General features: G+C 55.8%; 21 protein-coding genes. 13 read left to right on the top strand and 8 right to left on the bottom strand.

Annotated elements, in window-relative coordinates; translation table 11 throughout:
* Window positions 1-19: 19 nt before the first annotated feature.
* The 3 genes from FDZ78_RS07365 (at window position 20) to FDZ78_RS07355 (ending at window position 4031) form a co-directional block, all read left to right on the top strand.
* Window positions 20-1645 (top strand): YifB family Mg chelatase-like AAA ATPase, encoded by a 1626-nt coding sequence (locus tag FDZ78_RS07365; RefSeq protein WP_136408319.1) that lies wholly within the window; start codon window positions 20-22, stop codon window positions 1643-1645.
* Window positions 1646-1821: 176 nt separating this feature from the next.
* Window positions 1822-3135: a Na+/H+ antiporter NhaC family protein gene (locus FDZ78_RS07360; RefSeq protein ID WP_136408318.1), complete on the top strand. Its 1314-nt coding sequence runs from the start codon at window positions 1822-1824 to the stop codon at window positions 3133-3135.
* Window positions 3136-3137: 2 nt separating this feature from the next.
* A complete protein-coding gene (locus tag FDZ78_RS07355; RefSeq protein ID WP_107031078.1) occupies window positions 3138-4031 on the top strand; it encodes a WYL domain-containing protein in 894 nt (297 codons plus the stop codon).
* A 109-nt stretch (window positions 4032-4140) separates the two neighbouring features.
* On the opposite strand, the gene FDZ78_RS07350 is transcribed toward FDZ78_RS07355, so the two are convergent.
* The 5 genes from FDZ78_RS07350 to FDZ78_RS07330 all read right to left on the bottom strand — a co-directional run bounded on the left by FDZ78_RS07350 (window position 4141) and on the right by FDZ78_RS07330 (window position 8151).
* A complete protein-coding gene (locus tag FDZ78_RS07350; RefSeq protein ID WP_136408317.1) occupies window positions 4141-6192 on the bottom strand; it encodes a M13 family metallopeptidase in 2052 nt (683 codons plus the stop codon).
* A 14-nt stretch (window positions 6193-6206) separates the two neighbouring features.
* Window positions 6207-6431, bottom strand: a complete 225-nt coding sequence (xseB, locus tag FDZ78_RS07345; protein WP_107031076.1) for an exodeoxyribonuclease VII small subunit — start codon at window positions 6429-6431, stop codon at window positions 6207-6209.
* Between the two features lie 69 nt (window positions 6432-6500).
* Complete coding sequence (locus tag FDZ78_RS07340) at window positions 6501-7085, bottom strand: adenylate kinase (RefSeq protein ID WP_123398984.1); 585 nt, start codon at window positions 7083-7085, stop codon at window positions 6501-6503.
* An 88-nt stretch (window positions 7086-7173) separates the two neighbouring features.
* A complete protein-coding gene (hpt, locus tag FDZ78_RS07335; RefSeq protein WP_107031074.1) occupies window positions 7174-7716 on the bottom strand; it encodes a hypoxanthine phosphoribosyltransferase in 543 nt (180 codons plus the stop codon).
* Window positions 7717-7869: 153 nt separating this feature from the next.
* Window positions 7870-8151, bottom strand: a complete 282-nt coding sequence (locus FDZ78_RS07330) for a SemiSWEET family sugar transporter (RefSeq protein WP_168181989.1) — start codon at window positions 8149-8151, stop codon at window positions 7870-7872.
* A gap of 107 nt (window positions 8152-8258) precedes the next feature.
* Here FDZ78_RS07330 and FDZ78_RS07325 point away from each other — a divergent pair, with 107 nt between their 5' ends.
* Complete coding sequence (locus FDZ78_RS07325) at window positions 8259-10307, top strand: Ig-like domain-containing domain (RefSeq protein WP_123398982.1); 2049 nt, start codon at window positions 8259-8261, stop codon at window positions 10305-10307.
* Between the two features lie 425 nt (window positions 10308-10732).
* Here FDZ78_RS07325 and FDZ78_RS07320 read toward each other — a convergent pair whose 3' ends face one another.
* Window positions 10733-12955 (bottom strand): hypothetical protein, encoded by a 2223-nt coding sequence (locus FDZ78_RS07320; RefSeq protein ID WP_124075667.1) that lies wholly within the window; start codon window positions 12953-12955, stop codon window positions 10733-10735.
* 532 nt (window positions 12956-13487) lie between these two features.
* Window positions 13488-13733, bottom strand: a complete 246-nt coding sequence (locus FDZ78_RS07315; RefSeq protein WP_107031070.1) for a hypothetical protein — start codon at window positions 13731-13733, stop codon at window positions 13488-13490.
* 299 nt (window positions 13734-14032) lie between these two features.
* Between FDZ78_RS07315 and pdxA the strand changes: the two genes are divergently transcribed.
* From pdxA to FDZ78_RS07270, 9 genes are all read left to right on the top strand, one after another.
* On the top strand, window positions 14033-15118 hold the full coding sequence (gene pdxA / locus FDZ78_RS07310; protein WP_124075668.1) for a 4-hydroxythreonine-4-phosphate dehydrogenase PdxA: 1086 nt from the start codon (window positions 14033-14035) through the stop codon (window positions 15116-15118).
* A gap of 72 nt (window positions 15119-15190) precedes the next feature.
* Window positions 15191-15910: an NDP-sugar synthase gene (locus FDZ78_RS07305; protein ID WP_107031068.1), complete on the top strand. Its 720-nt coding sequence runs from the start codon at window positions 15191-15193 to the stop codon at window positions 15908-15910.
* 16 nt (window positions 15911-15926) lie between these two features.
* Entirely contained in the window at window positions 15927-16793 is an 867-nt protein-coding gene (locus tag FDZ78_RS07300; RefSeq protein ID WP_124075669.1) for a hypothetical protein, read from the top strand.
* Window positions 16790-17305 (top strand): phosphatidylglycerophosphatase A, encoded by a 516-nt coding sequence (locus FDZ78_RS07295; protein WP_124075670.1) that lies wholly within the window; start codon window positions 16790-16792, stop codon window positions 17303-17305. The genes FDZ78_RS07300 and FDZ78_RS07295 overlap by 4 nt, the downstream gene beginning before the upstream one ends.
* 59 nt (window positions 17306-17364) lie before the next feature.
* Window positions 17365-17904: a GtrA family protein gene (locus FDZ78_RS07290; protein WP_107031065.1), complete on the top strand. Its 540-nt coding sequence runs from the start codon at window positions 17365-17367 to the stop codon at window positions 17902-17904.
* Window positions 17905-17932: 28 nt separating this feature from the next.
* A complete protein-coding gene (locus tag FDZ78_RS07285) occupies window positions 17933-18649 on the top strand; it encodes a CDP-alcohol phosphatidyltransferase family protein (RefSeq protein WP_240597552.1) in 717 nt (238 codons plus the stop codon).
* A gap of 60 nt (window positions 18650-18709) precedes the next feature.
* Window positions 18710-19666, top strand: a complete 957-nt coding sequence (locus tag FDZ78_RS07280; RefSeq protein ID WP_124075671.1) for a phosphatase PAP2 family protein — start codon at window positions 18710-18712, stop codon at window positions 19664-19666.
* Window positions 19663-20607 carry a CDP-alcohol phosphatidyltransferase family protein gene (locus FDZ78_RS07275; protein ID WP_124075672.1) on the top strand — a complete coding sequence of 315 codons (945 nt, stop codon included), beginning with the start codon at window positions 19663-19665 and terminating at the stop codon, window positions 20605-20607. Before FDZ78_RS07280 ends, FDZ78_RS07275 begins: the two co-directional genes overlap by 4 nt.
* Complete coding sequence (locus FDZ78_RS07270) at window positions 20594-21271, top strand: HAD family hydrolase (protein ID WP_124075673.1); 678 nt, start codon at window positions 20594-20596, stop codon at window positions 21269-21271. The genes FDZ78_RS07275 and FDZ78_RS07270 overlap by 14 nt, the downstream gene beginning before the upstream one ends.
* Here the strand turns inward: FDZ78_RS07270 and FDZ78_RS07265 are convergent.
* Complete coding sequence (locus FDZ78_RS07265) at window positions 21243-23618, bottom strand: patatin-like phospholipase family protein (protein ID WP_124075674.1); 2376 nt, start codon at window positions 23616-23618, stop codon at window positions 21243-21245. The genes FDZ78_RS07270 and FDZ78_RS07265 overlap by 29 nt on opposite strands.
* Window positions 23619-23639 lie beyond the last annotated feature (21 nt).

Below are 23639 nucleotides of genomic sequence, written 5' to 3'. Positions count from 1 at the left end.
CCAATCAACTCTCTCCATTATGCTTATAAAGACATACGGAGCCGCCGTACAGGGCATTGACGCCATAGTTGTCACCATAGAGGCCGTTGCCGAGCCCGGTGTGTCATTCAACCTTGTCGGCATGGCCGACACAGCAGTCAAGGAAAGCTATCAGCGTGTGATTTCAGCCCTGACCCAGTCGGGCTACAAGTGGCCGCGGCGCCGTATGGTGGTCAACCTCTCGCCGGCCGATGTGCGCAAGGAGGGTGCAGCCTATGACCTCCCGATTGCCATCGGGGTTCTGGCCTCATGCGAACAGATCACGCCGTCGGTTCCGCTGGAGTCGTTCATGATCATGGGCGAACTGTCGCTTGACGGCTCGCTGCTGCCTATCAAGGGAGTGCTCCCGATGGCCATAAAAGCCCGTGAGCTGGGATTCAAAGGCATGATTGTGCCCGTGGCCAATGTCACGGAAGGAGCCGTGGTCAACAATCTGGAAGTCTACGGCATGTCATCTCTGCGCGAGGTGGTCGATTTCATCACAGGCAGCAGCGAAGCCGAGCCCGTGAGCGTCAATACCCGCGAGGAATTTGCCCGCGCCTCATCGGTTTTCGACTGCGATTTCTCTGAAGTCAAAGGGCAGGAGGGTGTGAAGAGAGCTTTCGAGGTGGCATGTGCCGGCGGCCATAACATTCTGATGGTCGGCCCTCCCGGAGCCGGGAAGTCGATGATGGCCAAGCGCATACCCACCATATTGCCGCCGCTGACCCTTGCAGAGGCTCTTGAAACCACCAAGATCCACTCCGTGGCCGGGAAACTCAAGAGCGGTTCGCGGTTGATGACACAGCGTCCCTACCGTTCGCCACACCACACCATCTCGCCCGTAGCCCTCGTGGGCGGCGGCTCCAATCCGGCACCCGGCGAGATCTCGCTTGCCCATAACGGAGTCTTGTTTCTCGACGAATTTCCGGAATTCTCGCGCCAGGTGCTCGAAGTGATGCGCCAGCCTCTTGAAGACCGCCACATCACCATAGCCCGCGCCAAATACACCATTGACTATCCCGCAGGCTTTATGCTTGTAGCCTCCATGAATCCCTGTCCGTGCGGATTCTATAACCACCCCACCAAGGAATGTTTGTGCTCCGGAGCCGCAGTGCAGAAATATCTCAACCGCATCAGCGGACCGCTGCTCGACCGCATAGACCTGCAGGTTGAGATCTTTCCGGTGCCGTTTGAGGAGCTCGCCTCGGCCCGCGAGGGAGAAAAGAGCGAAGCCATCAAGCGGAGGGTGATCTGCGCGCGCGAGATCCAGGCCCTCAGATTTGCCGCAGAGCGGGGCATTCACAGCAACGCCCAGATGAACTCACGCCTGCTCCGCACCTATGCCTCAATTGACAGCGACAGTCTTGAAACCTTGCGCGAAGCCATGACAAGGCTCGACATGAGCGCCCGTGCCTATGACCGCATTCTGAAAGTGGCCCGCACCATAGCTGACCTCGAACAGGCCACGGCCATCCTCTCCGCAGGCGGTTGCGCCCCGACAGCCGAAACGCTAAGAGAAGCCATCACCGCCCCCATCAGAACCCACCACCTGTCCGAGGCCCTCTCATACCGGAATCTCGACCGTGGCAACTGGGGCCAGACCGTCAGCAAACTCCCCTTCTGAAAACACCCCAAAAACCTCATCCCCGCCAAAATTTCATCCCCGCCGAGAACTTCAGTTCTCGAACCCTCGAATCAGAGGCCGAATGATTCCGGGCTGCTCTTGGCTTGAAATGCGGAAAGTTTTCGCTATTTTTGCAATATCAAAGTTGAGAATAGATAAGTAACTCTTAGAGAATCATGAATGAGATTTCTGACCGCAATACCGACCGCCGTGTGGCGCCCGGACGGGGATGGCTGGCTCTGTCGCCGGTCATTGTCTTTCTGCTGCTCTATGTGGCAGTGTCGGTTATACTGAACGATTTTTATAAAATGCCTATAGCCGTAGCGCTGGTGGCAGCTTCCGTATGGGCTGTTATCATCTACCGCGGACATCCGCTTGCCGCCCGAATCGAGACCTTCTCGCGGGCCGCCGGACATTTCAATATCCTTTACATGATCTGGGTCTTCATCCTTGCCGGAGCTTTCGCCACGGTGGCCAAGGAGATCGGGGCTGTCGACGCTACGGTCAGCCTGACCCTCCGGGTATGCCCGCCGCAGTTCGTTGTGCCAACGCTTTTCTTTGCGGCATGCTTCATCTCGCTCTCGGTAGGAACCTCGGTCGGCACCGTGGTGGCACTGGCTCCTCTGGCTGTGGAAATAGCTCAGACTGTAGACGGCTCGGTGGCTTTCTATGTGGCGGTAGTGCTCGGCGGCGCATTTTTCGGCGACAATCTGTCATTCATCTCCGATACAACCATCGCAGCTACCCGCTCGCAGGGATGCGGCATGGCTGACAAGTTCAAAGCCAACCTGTGGACAGCGCTTCCGGCCGCCCTCGTGACTCTGGCCATCTACATGGTCATGAGCAAAGACTCTCCGGCTATAGATCTGGTCAACGACAGCAACCCCTGGCTCGTTCTGCCCTACCTGATAGTCCTCGCCACAGCCATAGCCGGCATAAACGTCACGGTGGTCCTCTCGCTTGGAATTCTTTCGGCTTTCGTCATGGGAGCCGTCAACGGTTTCTCGGTCATGGATATGGCCGGATATGCCGGTGCCGGAATCGACGGAATGGGCGATCTGATCATTGTCACTCTTCTCGCGGCCGGAATGTTAGGCATCATAAAGGCAGCCGGAGGCATTCAGTTCCTGCTTCAGGGCCTCAGCTCACGCATCCACGGCAAACGCGGCGCGCAGGCCATACTCGCTCTGCTTGTCGGGCTGGTGAATCTCTGCACGGCCAACAATACGGTAGCCATCATCACCGTGGGCGGAATTGCCCGCGACATAGCCGAGCGCTACGGCATCGACCCTCGCAAAAGTGCCTCGCTGCTCGACTCGGCTTCCTGTGTGGTGCAATGTCTGATCCCCTACGGTGCGCAGACCCTTCTCGCCACCTCTCTGGCCGGCATCTCGCCCGCATCTCCATTTCCCTACCTCTACTATCCCTGGGCTCTCGCTGCCATGATTGTACTCTCGATAATATTCCTCTTCCCCAGACGCCTCAACTGATTATGTCACGCAACCTTCTTGCCCGCTACATATGGATCATTGACACCATACGACGCTATGGTGCCATAACCCGTGAAAAGCTCAACGAACTCTGGATGCAGTCGCCCTACTCCGATGGCGCCGCGCTTCCGCGCCGCACTTTCTACAACTACCGCAATGCCATCGAAGAGCTTTTCAACATCAATATCGAATGTAATTCAGCCACCTATGAGTATTATATCGACTCCGGCGACTCTCATCAGGAAAGCGTCACCGACTGGCTGCTCAACTCGGCGGCCATGAGCAATGTTCTCTCCAACGTGAGCGACATCTCAGACAGCATTTTCCTTGAAGACGTGCCCTCGGCCCGGCTCTACCTCTCGCAGGTCATCTCGGCCTTGCGTGAGAGGCATCCGGTACGGTTCACCTACAGGCCCTACACACGAGTCAACCCTACGCGCGATGTGGTTGTCGAACCATACTTTCTGAAGATATTCCGCCAGCGGTGGTATGTCACCGGGCTCAACGTGCGCGACGGAGTGGTCAAGACCTACGCCCTCGACCGTATGGAAGATGTCAAGGTCGATGCCGAAACCTATACGGTCGATCCGGCCTTCGATGCCGAGAGCTTTGTCAAAGACTCATTCGGCATAGTCTTCACGCAGGCCGAGCCGCACGAAGTTGTGATCCGCACCTCGACCCGCCAGGCCAAATATCTGCGCGCGCTTCCTCTCCACACTTCCCAGCAGGAGGAGATCCATGACGACTACTCGCTTTTCCACTACCGCCTGCGCCTCACGCCCGACCTTGTGCAGGAACTTCTGTCACACGGGCCTGACATAAAGGTTGTGGAACCGCCCGAACTGCGTGTAATGGTGACGACGGCCCTGCGCGAAGCCCTTGACCAGTATGAATGAATAAGCGAGAGCCTGCTGCCGGAATCAGGGCAGCAGGCTCTCGCCGTCAATAGAAGGATATATCTTACACCTTAATTATATTGTAAGGTATGGAATGAATCTTCGGGGTTTACCAGATGATCACTCGTTCGGCTTCGGGGCGGAACATGGGCTGGCCTTCGGTGATTGAGAATGCTTCGAAGAAGGGTGCGATGTTGCGGAGAGTGACGTTGACGCGGTTGCAGCCGAGTGAGTGGACGTCGCCGGTTGTGAGCGAACGGATCTCCTCGTCACGGATGTTGTTGGCCCAGAGGTTGGCGTAGTTCATGTAGAACACCTGGAGGGGATCAAAGCCGTCGATCTTTGCTTCGGGCGACTTGATGTCGACTCCCTTCTTCTCCTGAGCGTCAAGGAAAGCGGTCATGGCTATGCGCAGGCCACCCTGGTCAGCGATGTTTTCGCCCAGAGTGTAGCGGCCGTTGGCGTGAACGCCGGGGAGCACCTCAACTTCGTCAAACTGAGCGATCAGAGCCTTGGTCTTGTCAGTGAACCTGGCAGCGTCTTCGGGAGTCCACCAGTCGGTCATGTTGCCGTTGGCGTCGAAGTTGCGCCCCTGGTCATCGAAACCGTGAGTCATCTCGTGGCCGATTACCACACCGATACCACCGTAGTTTTCAGCGTCTGAAGCGTTCGGATCGAAGAAAGGAGCCTGGAGGATAGCTGCGGGGAAGACGATCTCGTTGGCCAGCGGATTGTAGTAGGCGTTGACAGTCTGAGGAGTCATGCCCCACTCGGTGCGGTCAACCGGCTTGCCCCATTTGGCATAAGTTTCGGCCTGATGCCACATGCCCACGTTGTGCATGTTCTCATAGTAGCTCAGTTCGGGATCGATCTTCATTGTTGAATAGTCTTTCCACTTGTCGGGATATCCGATCTTGACGGTGAAAGCGTCAAGTTTCTCATGGGCACGGGCCTTGGTGGTGTCGCTCATCCAGTCGAGGTTGTCGATGTGCTTGCCGAGGGCCACGCGGAGATTCTCTACAAGGCCGAGCATATAGTCTTTGGACGACTGGGGGAAGTATTTCGCAACATAGAGTTCGCCTACAGCTTCGCCGAGAGCGCCTTCAGTGGCATCGATGGCGCGTTTCCAGAGCGGACGGAGCTCCTGCACACCGCTCATCACCTTCGAGAACTCGAAGCTGGCCTGGGTGAAGTTGTCGCTGAGTTTCGAAGCGGCCTGGCTTACGTATTTCCAGAGATAGTAGTCCTTGATCTCGCGGTCGGAGAGCGAGCCCATGAGCTTGTCGGCCTGAGCCAGATATTCAGGCTCTGTGACAATCAGGGTGTCGGGCGACTTGATGCCCATTGTCTCGATGAAGAAACGGTCCCAGTTTACGTTGGGATACACTTCCTTGACCTGGGCGAAGGTGCGGGGATTGTACATGCGGGGGATATCGCGGCTTTCCTCGCGGGTGAGGGTCTTCTGTGCGAGGGCGGTCTCGATCTTCATCACGTTGTCGGTGATGCGGGCGGCGTCGGCTGCCGCATAGCCTGCATTCTGCATCTGGGTTGCGATTAGTTTCCTGTAGGCGTTGCGGACAGCGGTGTTGCGCTCGTCGTCAAGCAGATAATAATCGCGGTCGCCCAGACCCATGCCTCCGTTGGAGAGATACATGGCGTAGACCTGCGAGTTGGCGAGATCTTCCATCGGACCGGCTCCGAAGAAGGGGCTTGCGTAGTTTCCGTGCATCCAGAGGAAGAGGTCTTCCATCCCTTCATGCGGAGTTTCCTCGATTTTCTTGAGGTCGGCGAGGATGGGAGTTGCGCCCTCGCGGTTGCGGCGGGCGGTGTCCATAGCCTGCGAGTAGATGGTCCAGACCTTGTGGGCCACGGTACCGGGTTCGGGGTTTGTTGTGCCGAGATTGGCTATGAGTTCCTTTACGCGGTTCTCTGAAGAGTCGTTGAGAATGTCGAACTGGCCGTAGCGGGCGTGTTCGGCAGTGAGCGGATGAGCTTCCATCCAGCCCTTGTTTACATAAGTGTAGAAGTCTGCGCCGGGAGCCACTGTGGTGTCAAGATAGGCCACGTTGAGGCTGGCCAGATGCTCGGAGGCACGATGGTTGCACGAGACTGTAGCAAATGTCATGGTCATGGCAACTGCTGTCAGGGGTAATAATTTCATTAGAAATATCTGTGTTATTGGTTTGACTGGTTTTCGAGAGTGGAGAGTATGGCCTGCAGTTCCTCCTCGGTTGCGGTGAGGCGTGAACGGCAGGCTTTCAGCAACTCGGTGGCGCGACGGGTGTAGGCCGCAAGGCGGTCAATGTCGCAGCTGTCGCTCTGCATGGTGCGGAGTATGGCTTCGAGCTCGCTGAGGCTCTCGGCATAGGTCATTGAACCTACAGGCTTTGATTCTGGCATCGGTGATATGATTCTGGTCCGGTTTGGGGGGAGAGTTTATGGTTTGTGGAGACCGGGGGCAGAGAGCGCTCAGTTGAGCACAGCCTGACTTTCGATGGCCTCGGTGATGCGTGAGAAGATCTCGTCGACACGGCCTGAACCCTGGATGGCGCGGTAGGTGCCTTCGGCGGTATAGTAGTCGCGCAGGGGCGAGGTGGTCGAGTGATAGACTTTCAGACGGTTTCCGATGGTTTCGGGGTTGTCATCCGAACGGCCGCTTTCGGCTCCGCGCTTGATCAGGCGCTCCATGAGCTCCTCGTCGGCCACTTCGAGACCGATTACCGAATGCACTTCCTCGCCGCGATCTTCGAGCATCTTCTTGAGGGCCTCGGCCTGGGGGATTGTGCGGGGGAAACCGTCGAAGATGAAGCCTTTTGACTCCGGACGCAGGCGGTCGAACTCTGACGCGAGTATATCGACCATGAGGTCATCAGGGATGAGCTGGCCTTTTGAAATGTAACTGTCGGCGATCTTGCCGAGTTCTGAACCTGCGGCGATTTCCTTGCGCAGGACGTCGCCGGTTGAAATGTGAGTCAGACCGTAACGGTCGATGAGCTTTTCGCTTTGGGTGCCCTTGCCGCTGCCGGGTGCACCGAAAATCACAAGATTAAACATTCTTTATCCTTAAAAATATATTGGTTGAAGTCCGCCCTTGCCGTCCCGGCCGGGAAGAGAGGGCAGACTGCCGGAGATGTCCGGCCGGCTATTCGTCAAGTATATAGATATCCTGAAGATTGCGGGCCAGGCCGTCGATATCGAGGCCGTAGCCGATGATGAATTTTTTGGGAATCTCGAATCCTACGTAGTCGGCGTGGAGTTCGGGATGCTCAAGAGCTTCAGGCTTGAAAAGCAGGGTCGCGATGCGGATCGAGGCAGGCTTGTGTCTGCGCAGCTCGGCAAGTAGGCTTACCATTGTGTTGCCGGTGTCGATGATGTCTTCGATCAGCACTATGTGGCGCCCTTCGAGATTCTCGCTCAGCCCCATGATCTGCTTGACGTCGCCGGTCGAACCGGTTCCTTCATAGCTCTTGAAGCGCATGAAAGTAAGTTCTGCGTCGATGTCTTCGCATGCGCGGAAGAGGTCGATCGCAAACGGCGCGGCTCCGTTGAGCACACAGATGAACAGAGGTGTGACTCCTGCGCAGTCGGTCTTGATGGCGGCTGCCAGTTCCTGAACTCGTGATTGAATCTGGGAGTTGTTGATGTAGGGACGGAAAGTCATCCCCTGGTAGCATTTCTGTTTCATGGTTCCTGGCGGAAAAATTTGACGCAAAGTTACGAATTTTTCTTGAAAATCTAAGCAGATTTTCTTCCGAGGATGTTTCGAAATGCTCTCAGGGGTAAATCAGGGATAAATTTGTAACGAAAAGGTGGCCCGGACGCTCTTTTCAGCGGCGTGCTATTTTCTCTTTTTCATGCGGTCGTTGTGGATCTTGATGGCAAACACGATGGCCGACGAAACGGTGGTGATGGTGTTCGTGATCATCAGCGGCCAGTTGAAGAGCAAGATGCCCTGGATCACGAAAAAGATGCTTCCGAACCCAAGCAGGAGGAAGGTTGGGAGGGCGATACCGTCGGTGTCGCGGGTGCGGATGGTGTAGATGGCCTGCGGGAGATAGCCGCAGATCATGCAGATGGCGGCTGCATAGCCGACTATGTTTATGATCAGTGGTGATGCCATGAGTGATGCTTGCTTTAGGTGGATTAATAATAATTTAACGCGCGGGAAAACTTTATGTTGTGGAAATTTCATAATTTTGCATTTTAAAACACCTGAATAAACTGACTATGCGCTCTACATCAGCCCTGAGGCTGCTTTTCATAATAGTCGCCACGGCCTTTTTTGCCGCCTGCGCGAGCATCGGACACCCCGAAGGCGGTCCGCGCGATGAGACTCCCCCTGTCTATGTCAGGTCAAACCCGAAGCCCGGACAGCTGAGGTTTGACGGAAGCAAGATCACCGTCGACTTTGATGAAAATGTGTCGATTGACGACCCTATGAACAAGGTGGTGGTCTCTCCCGCCCAGCGCACCACTCCAGTGGTGACGGCAAACGGCCGGCGTGTAACCGTGGAGCTCCGCGACAGCCTCGTGCCAAACACCACATATACCATCGACTTTGCCGATGCCATCAAGGATCTGAACGAGAGCAATGTGCTCGACGGTTTCGCTCTTGATTTCGCTACGGGCGACACGATTGACACTCTGCGCGTTTCGGGAATGGTCTTCGAGGCCCGCACACTGGAGCCCGCACAGGGTATGCTGGTGGGTGTCTACTCGAATCTTTCAGACACGGCTGTCTCCACCCTCCCTTTCGAGCGCATCACCAAGACCAATCAACTCGGCCAGTTCACTCTGCGCAACATGAAGGCCGGAACCTACCGCATCTATGCCGTCAACGACGTGAACCGCGACTATCACTGGGACCGCTCGGAAGACGTAGCCTTTTTCGACGTGACAATCTCGCCTGAGACCGAGGCCGCGCAGTTTACCGACACTCTTGTCAACATGGCCGGCGAGGACTCCATAGTGACCTATCCGGGCACCCGCTTTCTGCCTGACGACATACTCCTGACATGGTTCAACGAGGGCTACGTCTCGCAATATCTCCGCAAGAACGAGCGCCCCGAACCAAACAATCTCGACTTTGAGTTCTCTACCAAAGCCGACACCCTCCCTATCCTGAAACTGCTCAACACCAGTCGTGCCGGCGAGGAAAGCGAAAAATGGTCAGTGCTCCAGGCATCGCCCACGCTTGACACTCTGCGCTACTGGATCACCGATACATCACTCGTGGCTCTTGACACTCTTATGATTGAGGCACGCTATATCCGCACCGATACTCTCGATCAGCTTTCATGGACCACCGACACTCTGCGCATGGTCACAAAAAATGCCCGCATGCGCCGCAAACGGGCTCAGGAAGAGGCCAAAGAGCTTGCCAAGCTGCGTGAAGACCACCGGCGTGAACTGGCACGTCAGGGTGTGGATCTTGACTCGCTCGATGCGGCCGACACCATCCCGCCGCCACCGCCGCCTATCAGTTTCAAAGTCAGCAGTCCAACATCGCAGGATCTCAACCTGCCCCTGGTCTTCCAGTCTGCAACTCCGGTGGCCTCGGTAGACACCACTGCCTTTCACCTTGAAGAGATGATCGACTCCGTGTGGTACACCCGCACAGCTCCCGTGATGCGCGCTATCGGGGAGCACAACAGTCTCAAATTCATTGCGCCCTACGAGTGGGAACCTGGCGGACACTACAAGCTGACCATCGACTCGGCGGCGATCTATGACATCTACGGTCTGACGAATCCTCCGCTGGTCCATGAATTCAATGCCAAGAAACTTGAGGAATATTCCACGCTCAATTTCAACATCGAAGGGCTTGAAGGACGACCCGCAGTGGTCGAGGTGCTCGATGCCTCTGACAAGGTCGTGGCGTCAGCCCTGGTCAAAGGCTCCTTCGGCCGCATCGAATATCTGACTCCCGGCACCTACTACGCCCGACTCTTCATCGACTCCGACTCTAACGGTATATATACCAACGGCCTTCTCGACTCGATCCAGCCGGAGGAGGTCTACTACTACCCCAAAAAGATCACCCTGAAGAAGAACTGGGGCATAGAGCAGTCGTGGAACATCTATGAGCTGCCCATTGACATGCAGAAGCCGCAGGAAATCAAGAAGAACAAGCCCAAACGCAAGCGTGGCGAGAACGATGATCGCGAAGAAGAGGAAGAGGAAGAAGATGAATTCTTCGACGATCCGTTCATGAACTCTGCCTCGCGCCGTCAGTTTGGCAACAATAACTACAACGATTACAACCGGCGCTATTAGCACCGACCCGGAGAGAATCTAACCACTGCGTGATGGTAAACCGATGTCCTGTCGGACATCACATGACGGGGTAATCACGAACCCGTGACACCTGCGCGCTGTGCGCTGCGGTGTCACGGGCTACGAGTAAACCGATGTCCTGTCGGACATCACCATCCGGAATCCCGCATGGCATGATCCCTCACGGCACGCGGATAGCAGGTGTCCGCAGGGCGTTATCCCGCACGGCACAGGGGATATCGGGTGTCCGCAGGACACCGATTTAATAGTAGCCCCCTACACCTACGCGCTGTGCGCTACGGTGTAGGGGGGGTAAAGTCATACATCCAAATTGTCGTGTCCGCAAGGACACGGATTTACCGACCCGGAGGGGATGCGGGATGATGATGCCTCGGAGAGGCTTATATGTTTTGACGATCTGTCAATTACTTCACAAGAACACGGAATGCCTTGCCGTTGAGAACCTTGATATATATCTTGCCGGCTGAAGGATTAGCCACGCGACGGCCCATGAGATCATAGTAGACAGCCTCACCTTCGGCCTCGTCAGCGATGATAGAATCAATACCGCTTTCTTCTTCATCGGCGATCTTGATATTCTTCACGTCGATGTAGTAAGAATACTGACCACCCTTGCCGCGCAGAGCATACTGGATATCCTTGCCTGCATACTCAGAAAGATCAACACTCATCAGAGTGTATTCCTTCGGAGCTTCTTCGCTCTTGAGCTCAACCCATTCGCCGTCGGCATTGACCAAAACGGACAGGACAGAACCGGTATAGCTGCGGGCATCGTTTGAATATTCAAGAGTCAGAGCAACCTTCTTTGATTCGGCAGGGATAGAGATCAGGCCGCTGTAAAGGCTTGCAAGAGAACCATATGACCGACCTGTGAAGAAAGCATATCCATCCATGAAGCTCCATGAAGCGGTATAGTTCTCATTATTGTTGGCATAGAGTAGCTGAGCAGGGACAGCGCCGGCAAAATCTTCGCTGTAGGGAAGAGCGACGGGCTTGCCAACGGGAACCGCATTGACTTCAACCGGAAGTGACGGGCCGCCTGAGGTCACGGCATAGACCTTAAGACTGTAGAACTTCTGATCGGCTGTGCCGTCATTGATCTCAAGATCAGCATCTTCGCCACTCAGATCCTCAAAAGTGTTGATCAGGGTATCACCGTCATAGACCTCAACTTTGGTCTTGATCAGAGAAAGATTGCCGAAACCGGTGCCGAAGATGCCTGATTCGGGGCGGTGCCATGTAACTTTGATGCTGCCGGCAACTGACTGATGGGCGGCGACATCGGTGGGAGGATTAGGAATTTCAAGACCTGCCTTCACCTCCTGCGAAACAACGTTTGAGTTACCTGCAGAGTTGACAGCGCGCACACCGTAGGTGCTGTTGCCGTGAACTGCCTCATTGTCTGTATAAGTATATGTTTTGCCGGGAGTCGGGTTTTCAATAGTCTTGATCACGGTGGTTTCGCGGAGGAATTCGAGAGCGGTAAGCTCGTTCAGGGTGTTGCCTTCTGCATCGACAGTCGGAGCCTTGGCCGAGAGAGCCACAGAGAGAGCGCCGTCTTTGTCAGCAACAGCGGTGAAGTCGGCAGGTTCGCCTGGCATTTTGCCTGAAGCGGCCTCGGTCACAGAGATATCGGTCAGGATAGTCCTGGCGCTGCAATATTTATCGGTATTGTCATAGAATCCGATGTTGTATGCGCCGGTGGCTTCAGGTGCGATAGTGCCTGAAACTGTGAAGAGCTGACCTTCAAGCAGGCCATTGCCTCTGTAATGGGTAACTTCAAGAGCTGTGCCGGTCATGGCCTCGGCAGTCGCTTCTGTACCATAGAAAATACCTAAGGCTGCTCTTTCCTGATTAGTCACACCTACGGTATATTTCACGATGTACTTCTTGCCGGCTTCAAGCTTGATGGCCGGTGAGATAAACCATGAGTCTTTATATTCAATATCGTTGCTTGAGAAGAGGTTCTTTGAAGCCACGCAGTTGAAACCTGAATATACGGGAGATGCACCCTTGGCGATGTAGGCGAACTTCGGACGATCATAGGGGCATACAGAAGTATAGCCTTCCACCTTTTCAGGTTCGTCGAATGTCAGGCTGTAAGGCAGAGTAATACCCTGCGGTTCCTCAGCGGCATCTTCAATATAGGTGAAGCCGGCAAAAAGATTGTTCCCGGCATTACGGGCAATGCGATAGAGAGTACCAGCCTTGCGGTATTCTTCAGGAATGGCAATTGAATATTCCTTGTCAGCCTCGCCAACGGCATATGCCGATTCAATTGTAGTCCCCCCTGCAAGAACATTGATTTTGCAGGTAGAAGCGATATTAGAAGTAGTCTTGATCTTGATTTCCTTGCAGTTGATCGGGAGTGCGAATTCTACATAAGCACCGGCTCTGTTTGCAATACTGAGAAATGCTGGTATGGCAGCCTGACCGGGAACCGATTTGCAGGCTCTCACGAATGAATATTCAATGTCAGTCAAAGGGCTTTTGCCTTTTACGGCACTTGTTCCGCCGTTTGTCGCAGGACCGAAGCTTGATTTTTCTTCCCAGTTTTCGAATATGTCAGCTCCATAGGCCGAAAAACTGAGCAATACAGCAACCAGGGTTAGTAAAGTTTTTCTCATACTTTTTTCGAATTGTTAGTGTGATAAGAGTGAGTTTCTTTGGGCTAATTTCGTGAAATAGCGGTGATAACTGACCGTAGGTCAATACGTATGCACTAGGTTTCTGAACATTCGCAAAGATAAGTTTTATAATATTAACTCTATCCACCAACCATGTTAAAAACATTTAAAAAACTTACAATTCGCCATTAATCTCCCCCTATTCACCCGCAAATACATGAAGAAAAGCCTCGCGGACAATCTAAATGACAGATCAGAACCCACCCCACACATGTCGCGCGGATAGCGGGTGTCCGGCAGGGCAGATCCCCCACGGCACGCGGATAGCGGGTGTCCGCAGGGCGTGATCTCGCAGGGCGTAGAGGATAGCGGGTGTCCGGCAGGACACCGATTTAATAGTAGCCCCCGACACCGCAGCGCACAGCGCGCAGGTGTCGGGGGTACGATGTTTTCAAGTTTTGTTGATGTCCGGCTGAGGACATCGATTTACCGTCACGCCTTGCGGATCGGCTTTGTGACGAGGGAATATCACTTACGTTTTACCACTCGCTGTGCATCCCAATGCATCGGCATCCGGATCATTTCTAATACCGATCCGGTCAAGATAGTCACGGCAGGCAAGAGTCATATCGCGGTCACAGACCGAAGGAGTTGTTTTATAGAAATTATCAAGCGAATAAACACCTATATACTCGTAAGTATATCCATTGTTATCTTTACGGTCAATCACCTCTATGCCCTGTTTAGCCAGGCAGTCCATAAAGACTTCATTGTTCATGAAATCCTTAATTGTGACCGACTTAGCTCTGCAACTTGATGCGAAAAATTACATAAATTATCATCCTGACGGTCGCTTTTTAATCCTCATTAACATCGAGGCTGATCCAGAATGCTAACGGAGTGACCGATATACGCCGTGGCGAAGAGGGAAAGCACGACATTAACAAATGTTAAACCACAGACATCCGAAAGACCCTATAGGACTTTTTTAGTAACTTTACCAATTAATTGAGACCGGTGTGCAGCCGACGGTTGCACGTCTGCCCTCTCTATCACACTATGCACTGATCAAAAAAAATGGAACAAAATAGAAAAATTCGTGTCGGGATCACTCACGGTGACATCAACGGCGTGGGCTATGAGGTGCTGCTCAAAGCATTGGGCGACATCCGCATAGCCGAACTCTGCACCCCGGTGATCTACGGCTCGGCAAAAATAGCCAACTTCTACCGCAAAGGCATCGAGCTCCCCGACTTCAGACTCTTCCAGATCGACAGCCCCGACAAAGCCGCCGACGAGCAGATCAACCTCATCAACGTGGTGCCCGAAGACTGCAAGGTGGAGCCCGGACAGGCCACACAGACAGCAGGACAGGCAGCCCTCGCCGCACTCGAACGCGCTACCGCCGACCTGCGCGACGGACTGATCGATGTGCTGGTGACCGCCCCCATCAACAAGCAGACCATCCACAGCGAGGCATTCAACTTCCCCGGCCACACCGAATATCTGCAGAAACGCCTGGGCGAAGGACGCGAAGCCATGATGATAATGTGTGGCGGCAACCTGCGTGTGGCCCTCGTGACCATCCACGACAGCATCGCCACAGTAGCCGCCGGAATCACCGCCAAGAACGTCAGCGACAAACTCGCGGCGTTCAACCGCTCGCTCACAGAAGACTTCGGCATCCACGGCCCGCGCATAGCAGTGCTTGCCCTCAACCCCCATGCCGGTGACGCCGGAGTGATCGGCTCGGAAGAGACCGAAATCATAGCCCCGGCAATAGCCGAAGCAAACAAGCGCAAGATCCTTGCTTTCGGCCCCTATCCGGCCGACGGATTTTTCGGAAGCGGCGCCTACACCAAGTTTGACGGCATCCTGGCCATGTATCACGACCAGGGACTCATACCCTTCAAACTCCTCGCTGCGGAAAACGGCGTGAACTTCACCGCCGGACTCCCCTATGTGCGCACTTCTCCTGACCACGGCACCGCCTATGACATAGCCGGCCAGGGCAAGGCCGACGAGCAGTCGATGCGCGAGGCCATCTATACCGCCATAGACATCTACCGCAACCGCCGCCGCGAGGCAGAGGCAACAGCCAACCCCCTGCGCAAGCAGAACTTCGACAAGGGCAGCGACCGTCTGCCAGCCGAACGCGGATAAGAGCCGCCCCGCAACCCCGGTCAATACCAGCCAGTCACCAGTCACACAGCACCACACACATACCGATCAGCAATGGACTTCGCCATCATAGCCGCCGGACAGGGATCACGCCTGAAATCGGAAGGACAGGACCTTCCGAAGCCCTTGGTGCGTCTGGGCGGCAGGCCTATGATCGGGAGGCTGATCGATGTGCTCTCTCTCGCGGGCGCGCGTACAATATATATAATAGTCAACGAAGAGATGCCCGAAGTGGCCGACTATCTGCGCTCGCGCCAGACAGACTCCGCTCCGCAACTGCGCCTGACCGTCAGAAGCACCGCCGGATCAATGGAAAGTTTCAGGGAACTGGCCCGCTCTATGGACCGCACCCGCCCCTTCTGCCTGCTTACAGTCGACAGCATCTTCCGCCCCGAAGAATTCCGGGAATTCATTGCCCGCTTCGAGGCCGATCCGGAAGCCGACGGATATATGGCCGTGACATCATACGTGGCTGATGAGAAACCGCTCTATGTGGCCACCGAACCGGAGAACGACATCACCGGATTTCTCGACCATCCGCTCCCGGACACCCGCTACATATCAGGCGGCATCTACGCCCTGCGCCCGGAAGCCTTCGGACTGCTCGACGACTGCGCGGCCGCCGGAAAAACCCGTATGCGCGACTACCAGCGCTCGCTCGTGGCCGCCGGAATGCGCCTGAAGGCATGGCCTTTTTCGAAAATAATAGACGCCGACCACAGCTCAGACCTGCGCGAGGCCGAAATTTTTCTCTCAAAGGAAAACCAATCATAACTAACGCTCAACTATAATGGCTGACATAAAGATAGCCGGAATTATGAGAGCCGGCGCCTACTCGCCAAACCACATTGGTAACGACGCCGCGATACTCAACCTCACTGCCGAACAACTCCGCAAACGCGGCTGCGAGGTGAAAATCTACAGCGAAGAACAGCTCATTGCCGGACAGGTGACCGAAGATGTCATCATCAGCATGTGCCGTCACCACCGCTCGTTCCCCATACTCCAGAAGAAGGAAGACGAGGGGGCGCTGGTGATCAACTCCGGCTACGGCATAGAGAACTGCACCCGCGAACGCCTCACCCGCATACTCATAGGCAGCAACATACCCACTCCTGACAGCCTGATAGTCAACACTAACGAGGTGGTGACCGAACGCATGAAGGAGGCAGGCATGACCAAGGCCTGGATCAAGAGGGGCGACTACCACACCATGCACAAGGAAGACGTGACCTACGTGCGCCACACCGAAGAAGCCCAGGAGGTGGTGCAGGAATACTTCCTCCGCGGCATCAAGCGCGCCGTCATCAACCGCCACATAGAAGGCGAGCTGCTGAAGTTCTACGGCGTCTACGGCACCACCTGGTTCCACTGCTTCTTCCACTACGGCTCACGCGAGGCCCGCGGAACCGACGAAGGCAAGCCGCAGTTTGACCACGACAAGCTCAAAGAGGTCTGCACCCGCGCGGCAGAAGCCCTCGATATCAAGATATTCGGAGGCGATGCCATCATACTCCCCGACGGCTCGTTTACGATCATCGACTTCAATGACTGGCCGAGCTTCGCTCCCTGCCGCGCCGAAGCCTCGGCTGTGATAGCCCGCGCCATCCTCTCTGAAATCAAAAAACACAACGCAAAAAAAACAGCACGGAAATGACACAGAACAATTCCTTCCCCTTCCTGCCGCGCTTCATAGCCACATCGTTCGGTGCCGGCTACTGGCCCTATGGCCCCGGAACCGCCGGAGCTGTAGTAGGGCTGATTCTCTGGCTTCCGCTCGTTCTGACCGGGCACTTCGCGGGCACTGTACTTATCACCCTCGGACTCATCGCCGTCTTCACCGCGCTCGGCGTCTGGTCTGCTGGAATAGCCGAACAGTACTGGGGCCCCGACCCCTCGCGTGTGGTCATGGACGAGACCGTAGGCCAGTGGCTGGCCATGATTCCGCTCTCAGTCTATGCCGTCAGACCTGACGCGCTGACTGACGGATGGTTCTGGATGTGGACCATCGCCTCGCTCATCCTGTTCAGATTCTTCGACATAGTAAAGCCCCTTGGAGTCCGCAAGATGGAAGAACTTCCCGGTGGCTGGGGCATCATGGCCGATGACATCCTGGCCGGAGTCTACAGTTGTGTGATACTCAGCATCTGCATGTATTTCATCCGCTAAGAGGGTGTTTCATAACAAGAGTTATTACCCCCTCTAAGTCACCTAAATCACGCAACGAAATGTCAAGATACAGAGAGTTGAAAGACAAATTTCTCCACGGCGGAGGCCTGATCTCCACCTTCCTGCGCTCGTCAGTCTCGTCGCAGGTGGCATCGTGGATCGATCTGGGCACAAGCATGCTGCTCTACTCCTTCGTCTTCGTGGCCCTCGACCCCTTCTACCGGTCGAACCTCTCGGTGGCCATTGGAGCCATAGCCGGAGGCATAGTGAACTGCTGCATCAACTACCGCTTCACCTTCCATGCCGCAGGCCAGAGCGTGAAGGCTGTAGGGGTGAAATATTTCCTCGTATGGACCGGATCGCTGCTTCTCAACATGTATGGCACCACCGGCCTGGCCACTCTGATGAGCCACTGGCAGTGGCTGCTCGACCTCGGCTTCAAGCCCGACGGCATTTTCGCCGCATCACGACTGGCGGCATCGCTGGCCGTGTCATGGGGATGGAACTTCGTGTTGCAGCGCAATTTTGTCTACCGCAAGACTCCGTTCGACCCCTATGCCATCCGCCTGGTCGATCTATTCTCAAAAAAAACACTATAGAACAAACGTAATCCCAATATTGAAAACAATGGCTGAAAACGAAATGACAATGACACAGAAATCATCGACATTCAAGCGTTTCCGCGATAGCCTCCAGCAAGGCATATACTTCATCATCAACCCCTTTGTGCGCTTTCTGATCCGCATAGGCGTCACCCCCAACATGGTCACCACCATAGGCCTGCTCGGCAACATCGCCGCGGCAGCTATCTTCGTCTACGCCGGCTACAGTGCCACTCCCGGAACCGATATGAACTATCCGCTCATTACCTGGGGCGGTGTGGTCATCATCCTCTTCTCGCTCTTTGACATGCTCGACGGCCAGGTGGCCCGCCTCGGCAACATGACCTCGACCTTCGGAGCCATGTATGACTCGGTGCTCGACCGCTACTGCGAGCTCTTCACCCTCGGCGGTCTCAGCTACTACCTGATCCAGACCGGCTACGTGATCGGCGCTCTGATCACTTTCGTGGCCCTCGTGGGCTCGATCATGGTCAGCTATGTGCGTGCCCGCGCCGAAGGCCTCGGACTCGAATGCAAGGTGGGCTTCATGCAGCGCCCCGAACGTGTGGTGGTCACCACAATCGGCGCCCTCGCCACAGGCATAACAGGCCAGTGTGTCAGCCCGGCCGACTTCGATGCCGTCAACATCCTCATTTTTTGCATGGCTGTGATAGCCGTCTTCGCCAACATCACCGCATTTGCCCGCATCAACCACTGCCGCCGTCTCCTCTGCAAGAAGTAAGAACTTGTAAGACAACAAGTTCCAAAGGTCTCAAAGGACTACACAATTCCAATCATTACCATGACAGGATTTTCATTTCCCACGCGCCGCGAAACGGCCATCATCATTCCGGTGGTGCTGCTCTGGGTCGCGGTGACAAGCATCTGCGTCGGATTCCGCCCCGAACATCTCTACATAGCCGGGACGCTGACTCTGCTGCTCTTCATCACGGCCACTTCACGCCGTTTCGTAGTGGCGATGTTGCCCTTCGCCGTCTTCGCCATCTCATATGACTGGATGAACATACTCCCCAACTACGAGGTGAATCCGGTTGACATCCGCGCGCTCTATGACACCGAAAAAAGCCTCTTCGGCATCGCATCGGCCGCCGGAACGCTCACTCCCAACGAATTTTTCGCCCTGCACAACTGCCGCCTGATGGACTTCATGGCCGGCATCTTCTATCTCTGCTGGGTTCCGGTGCCCATCCTCTTCGGCATCTGGCTCTATTTCAAACGCCAGTATCCGGCCTACCTCCACTTCTCGCTGGTGTTCCTGCTTGTCAACCTCATCGGATTCGCCGTCTACTACATCCACCCGGCAGCCCCGCCGTGGTATGTGGCCTCTCACGGCTTTGACTTCATTGTCGGTACTCCCGGCGAAGTGGCCGGACTCGGCAAATGGGACGAGATGACAGGCCTCGGCATATTCCACGGGCTCTACTCGCGCAACGCCAACGTCTTTGCCGCCATGCCCTCGCTCCATGCGGCCTACATGCTCATAGCCTTACTCTACTCGCTCAAGGCCCGCTGCCCCGGATGGATGCGCGCGCTTTTCGCCTTCATCTGCCTCGGCATCTGGTTCACAGCCGTATATACATCGCACCACTATATCCTTGACGTGCTTGCCGGAATAGGCTGCACTCTGGCCGGATATGCCCTGTTTGAGTACGGACTGATGAAAATTCCGGCATTCGCCCGGTTCATGAGCGCCTATGCCTCTTATGTGGCATCACCCTCCACCCCAAAGAGCCGATGAAACAGAGTCTGAAGGACGACTACCGCCGCTCGCTGAAGTCAATGGATACCGAAGAGGGTATCGACCTGGCTTTCTACCGCCCCATAGGCTACATGTGGGCGCGGCTGGCCGCGCACTCAGGGGTCTCTCCCAACGCCATCACCATTGCCGCGATCTTTCTCGGCATAGGCGCCGGTGTGCTCTTCTATTTCCCGGACCTATGGATCAACGTGGCCGGAATGCTGCTGCTCGTATGGGCCAACTCCTTTGACAGCGCCGACGGACAGCTTGCCCGCATGACTCACAGCTATTCACGCATAGGACGCATACTCGACGGCCTCTGCGGCGATTTCTGGTTTGCGGCCATCTACATAGCCATAGTGCTGCGTGAAAACACCTTCTCGCCCTTTTTCAGCGAACACCACTGGATTCTGTGGCTGACGGCCGCAATCACAGGCATGTGTCACACCAAGCAAGCCGCGATGGCCGACTATTACCGCCAGTTCCATCTCTATTTCCTCAAAGGCGAGGACGGGAGCGAGCTGGACAGCGCCCCGCAGCTGCGCCGGCAGCTCGAAGATGCCGGCATCACCTGGCGCAGGCATTTCTGGAAACGTCTGTCAATGGCCTTCTATCTTGCCTATACCCGCCAGCAGGAGGCCACTGCGCCCGCCATGCAGGCCCTGCGCCGTCAGCTGCGCGAGAGCTTCCCCGACGGCCGAGTCCCTCAGAGTTTCCGCGAGGACTTCCGCCGGGCTTCGCTGCCGCTGATGAAGTTCACCAACATTCTTTCATTCAACTGGCGTGTCATCACTCTGTTCACAGCCCTCTTCATCGGACAGCCGTGGCTCTACTTTCTGGTGGAACTCACGGTGTTCAATGCTCTGCTGGTCTACATGATCATACGCCACGAAAAAATCTGCAAACGCTTCACAAACAGCCTCAGGAATGGACTATATTGATATGCCAATGCTTGTCCCCGACGATGTCAGTGGCATCATTTTTGACTACGGCGGCACCCTCGACAGCCACGGTGACCACTGGAGCCACATAATACTCGAAGCCTACATTGCCGCCGGCTTAGAGCCTGAGATCGAAGACTTTGTCAGAGCCTACATCTACGGAGAGCGTCAGCTCGCACAGCCTGGAGCGGTCGACCCGTCTGACACCTTCCTGGATCTGATGCGTAAAAAGATCGAGGCCGAATGCTCGCAGCTCGATCCGCAGCCCGATGCGGCTACCCGCGAGGCCATAGCGCGCCACTGCTACGAGAGCGCCCGCAGCTGCACTGCCGAGGCCCGGCCGATGCTTGAGAAACTGGCCCAGGACTATCCGCTTGTTCTCGTGTCGAACTTCTACGGCAATCTCGAAGCCGTCATCACCGATTTCGGGCTCGCTGAATACTTCAAAGCCGTGATCGAAAGCGCCCGCGTCGGGGTGTGCAAGCCCGATCCGGCCATCTTCCGTCTCGGAGTCGAAGCTCTCGGCCTTCCGCCTGAGGAGATCCTCGTCATAGGCGACAGCATGGACAAGGATATTCTGCCGGCAGCCTCGCTGGGCTGCCGGACGCTGCTGATCGACGGCCGGCCCTGGCCCCCTACTTCAGAAAGCGTGGTGCGAGAATAAAGGCACCTATCGAGATGCCGAAGTTCCAGTTGCTGTCATGGGCGGGGGTATAGTTGCCATAGGCGCTGATCGAGCCAAACGGCAATGCAAGCACGGCCTGGACCTCGCCGAAGAATTCCGGATCGTGAAGCCACTTGCCGTAAGCCGCCCGGCCGCTGTCATAGACAATCTTGCGCACGGGCAGGAAGCAGTGGAACGATCCCCGGAGCTGAAACGAGCCTGAGATTTTCCACACGGGAGCCACTCCGGCCGCCAGGAAGGAATTGGCCCGCAGCTTGGTGTTGAAATAGTTGTAGCTCGACGGCGTAGGGTGGAAAGCCTCTGCGGCAACGATTGACGCATCGTAGGTGGGCAGCAGCTTGCGGGTGGAGAGCAGCGCATTGCCGAGCAGCCCTAAAGAGAAAGCTTTGTCAAGCACAAGATAGTCTGCCACGGAGGCCGACAGCTGCAGCCAGCGGAGATTGCGGCTGTAGGAATGGTCGCCGTCACTGTCAGCCCTGTAGCGGTAACGGCCGGCCGCACCGAGCACTTCGCTGCGCAGGTCTATGCCTGAGGTTGGGTTGAGCTGGTTGTCGAGAGTGTTCAGCTCCCATGATGCAAAAATCTCGCCAAGATCGGATATGCCCTTGTTGCGACCCGACAGATCGCCGGAGCCGAGAAGTTCGGAGTGAAATTTGTCGGTCAGATGGCCGTAACCCGCCCCTGCGGTCAGCTGGGAGCGCATTGATGGCGCAGTGGTATAGAACAGCCGGGCGAATGTCTCGGATTTGACTATGAAATCCGGCTCATGTATCTGATAGAAGAGTTTCTCGGTCTCATGATATTTCTGACGCGAGGTGACCACTCTTGCCACAAGTGCCGAGGGGCGGCTCGTGTCAAAAAAGTAGCTGAAATCTCCTTCGGCGGCCATGTAGCTCTGTCCGAGCCATGCGTTGACGTTGGCTTTCAGTGTCTTGAAGCTAAGGCGGTTGTAGCCGGCATTGAAGAAGAGCATACTGTTTGTCGATGATGATATGTAGCCGCCCACTCCCACGGTGAACGGATCTTTTATGACGGCCTTGAAGTCGAGATTGACCAGACTGTCGCGCACGTTGAACCAGGGTGTGGGGACGAAGTTCTGAATTCCTGTGGCGGTGGCTGCACGGTAGTAGGCATCGCGCCCCTGCCGCAGGTCGAGAGTGCTGTCACCCTCATGCCTGTGGCCGAAAAACGACTGCAGGTAGGCGTTTTCAACCGCTTTGCCGCCGCTGACCGTCACCTTGCCGATGCGCACCTGCGGAGTGCGGCTCTTGAAGCGCGCCCGCGCGGACTCTACCGTCCGGCGGTCGGTGCGCTCAGGGATCTTCGCCTTGATGGAGTCCATCATCTCCAGTCCGCGCCTGTAGCCTATGTCATAGATCTCCCGGTATCTGTCAAAGGCGAGAAGCCCGAATTCGTCAAGGTCGATGCGTATGCTGATGCCCTTGTCGGCCGGAAAGGGATAGTCGTTGGGCTGCATTATCATCTCTTCGAGCTGATCCATCATATTGCGCGAGTCGGGGGCCGTTTTTCCGGAGGCCACGTTGACTCCGATCACCGCGTCGGGGGCAAACTCCTCCATCATCACATCGACGGGATAGTTGTCATAGATACCGCCGTCATACATCGGCACCCCATCAAGCTGTATGGGCTCGAACACCATCGGAAACGACATCGACATCCTGACGGCATCGCCCAAGGGACCGCGTCCGAGCACCACCTTGTGTTTGGCATAAACGTCAGAGGTCACGCAGCGGTAGGGTACAAAAAGCTTGTTGAAATCACCGCCGCACTGCAGGGTGTAGGGGCTGAACAGCTGAAAAAAGGCATAGTTCATCGGAATCGGGTTGATCAGGCTGACCGGCAGGACCGATGTGATCTGGGTGGAATCCTTGCCGAGGTTGAAGGTCACAAACGAGGGAGTGTCGCGTCGCGAGGTGAAATAATAGGTATCAGCCGGATCAATCCTCCCTGCGCTCCAGTAGCTGAAGTCTCTCGATGCGATCAGCTCTATCATCTCTGCTGGGGAATAGCCGGAGGCATAGAGGCCCCCCACTATCGCCCCCATCGAAGTGCCGGTGATATAGTCGATCGGGATTCCGGCATCTTCCAGAGCCTGGATCATGCCTATGTGGGCTATGCCCTTGGCACCTCCGCCGCTGAGCACAAGCCCCACGGTGGGGCGGTCGGGACGTGGCGGACGTCCCATAGCTCCGCCAGGTGTCACAAAGCCTTCCGGCGTGATGGGCGGAACCGTGTCTGGAGTCTGCGATGCAGCCTGCACTCCCGCTATGGCCATGACGAGCCACAGAGTCAGCATATGTTTCATAAATCAGAATCGTTGAAGCGT

The sequence above is a fragment of the Duncaniella sp. B8 genome (assembly GCF_005304985.1).
Classification (GTDB): Bacteria; Bacteroidota; Bacteroidia; order Bacteroidales; family Muribaculaceae; genus Duncaniella; species Duncaniella muris.
The sequence above is the reverse complement of the archived record's forward strand: the minus strand, read 5'-3'. Positions and strand labels throughout refer to the sequence as shown.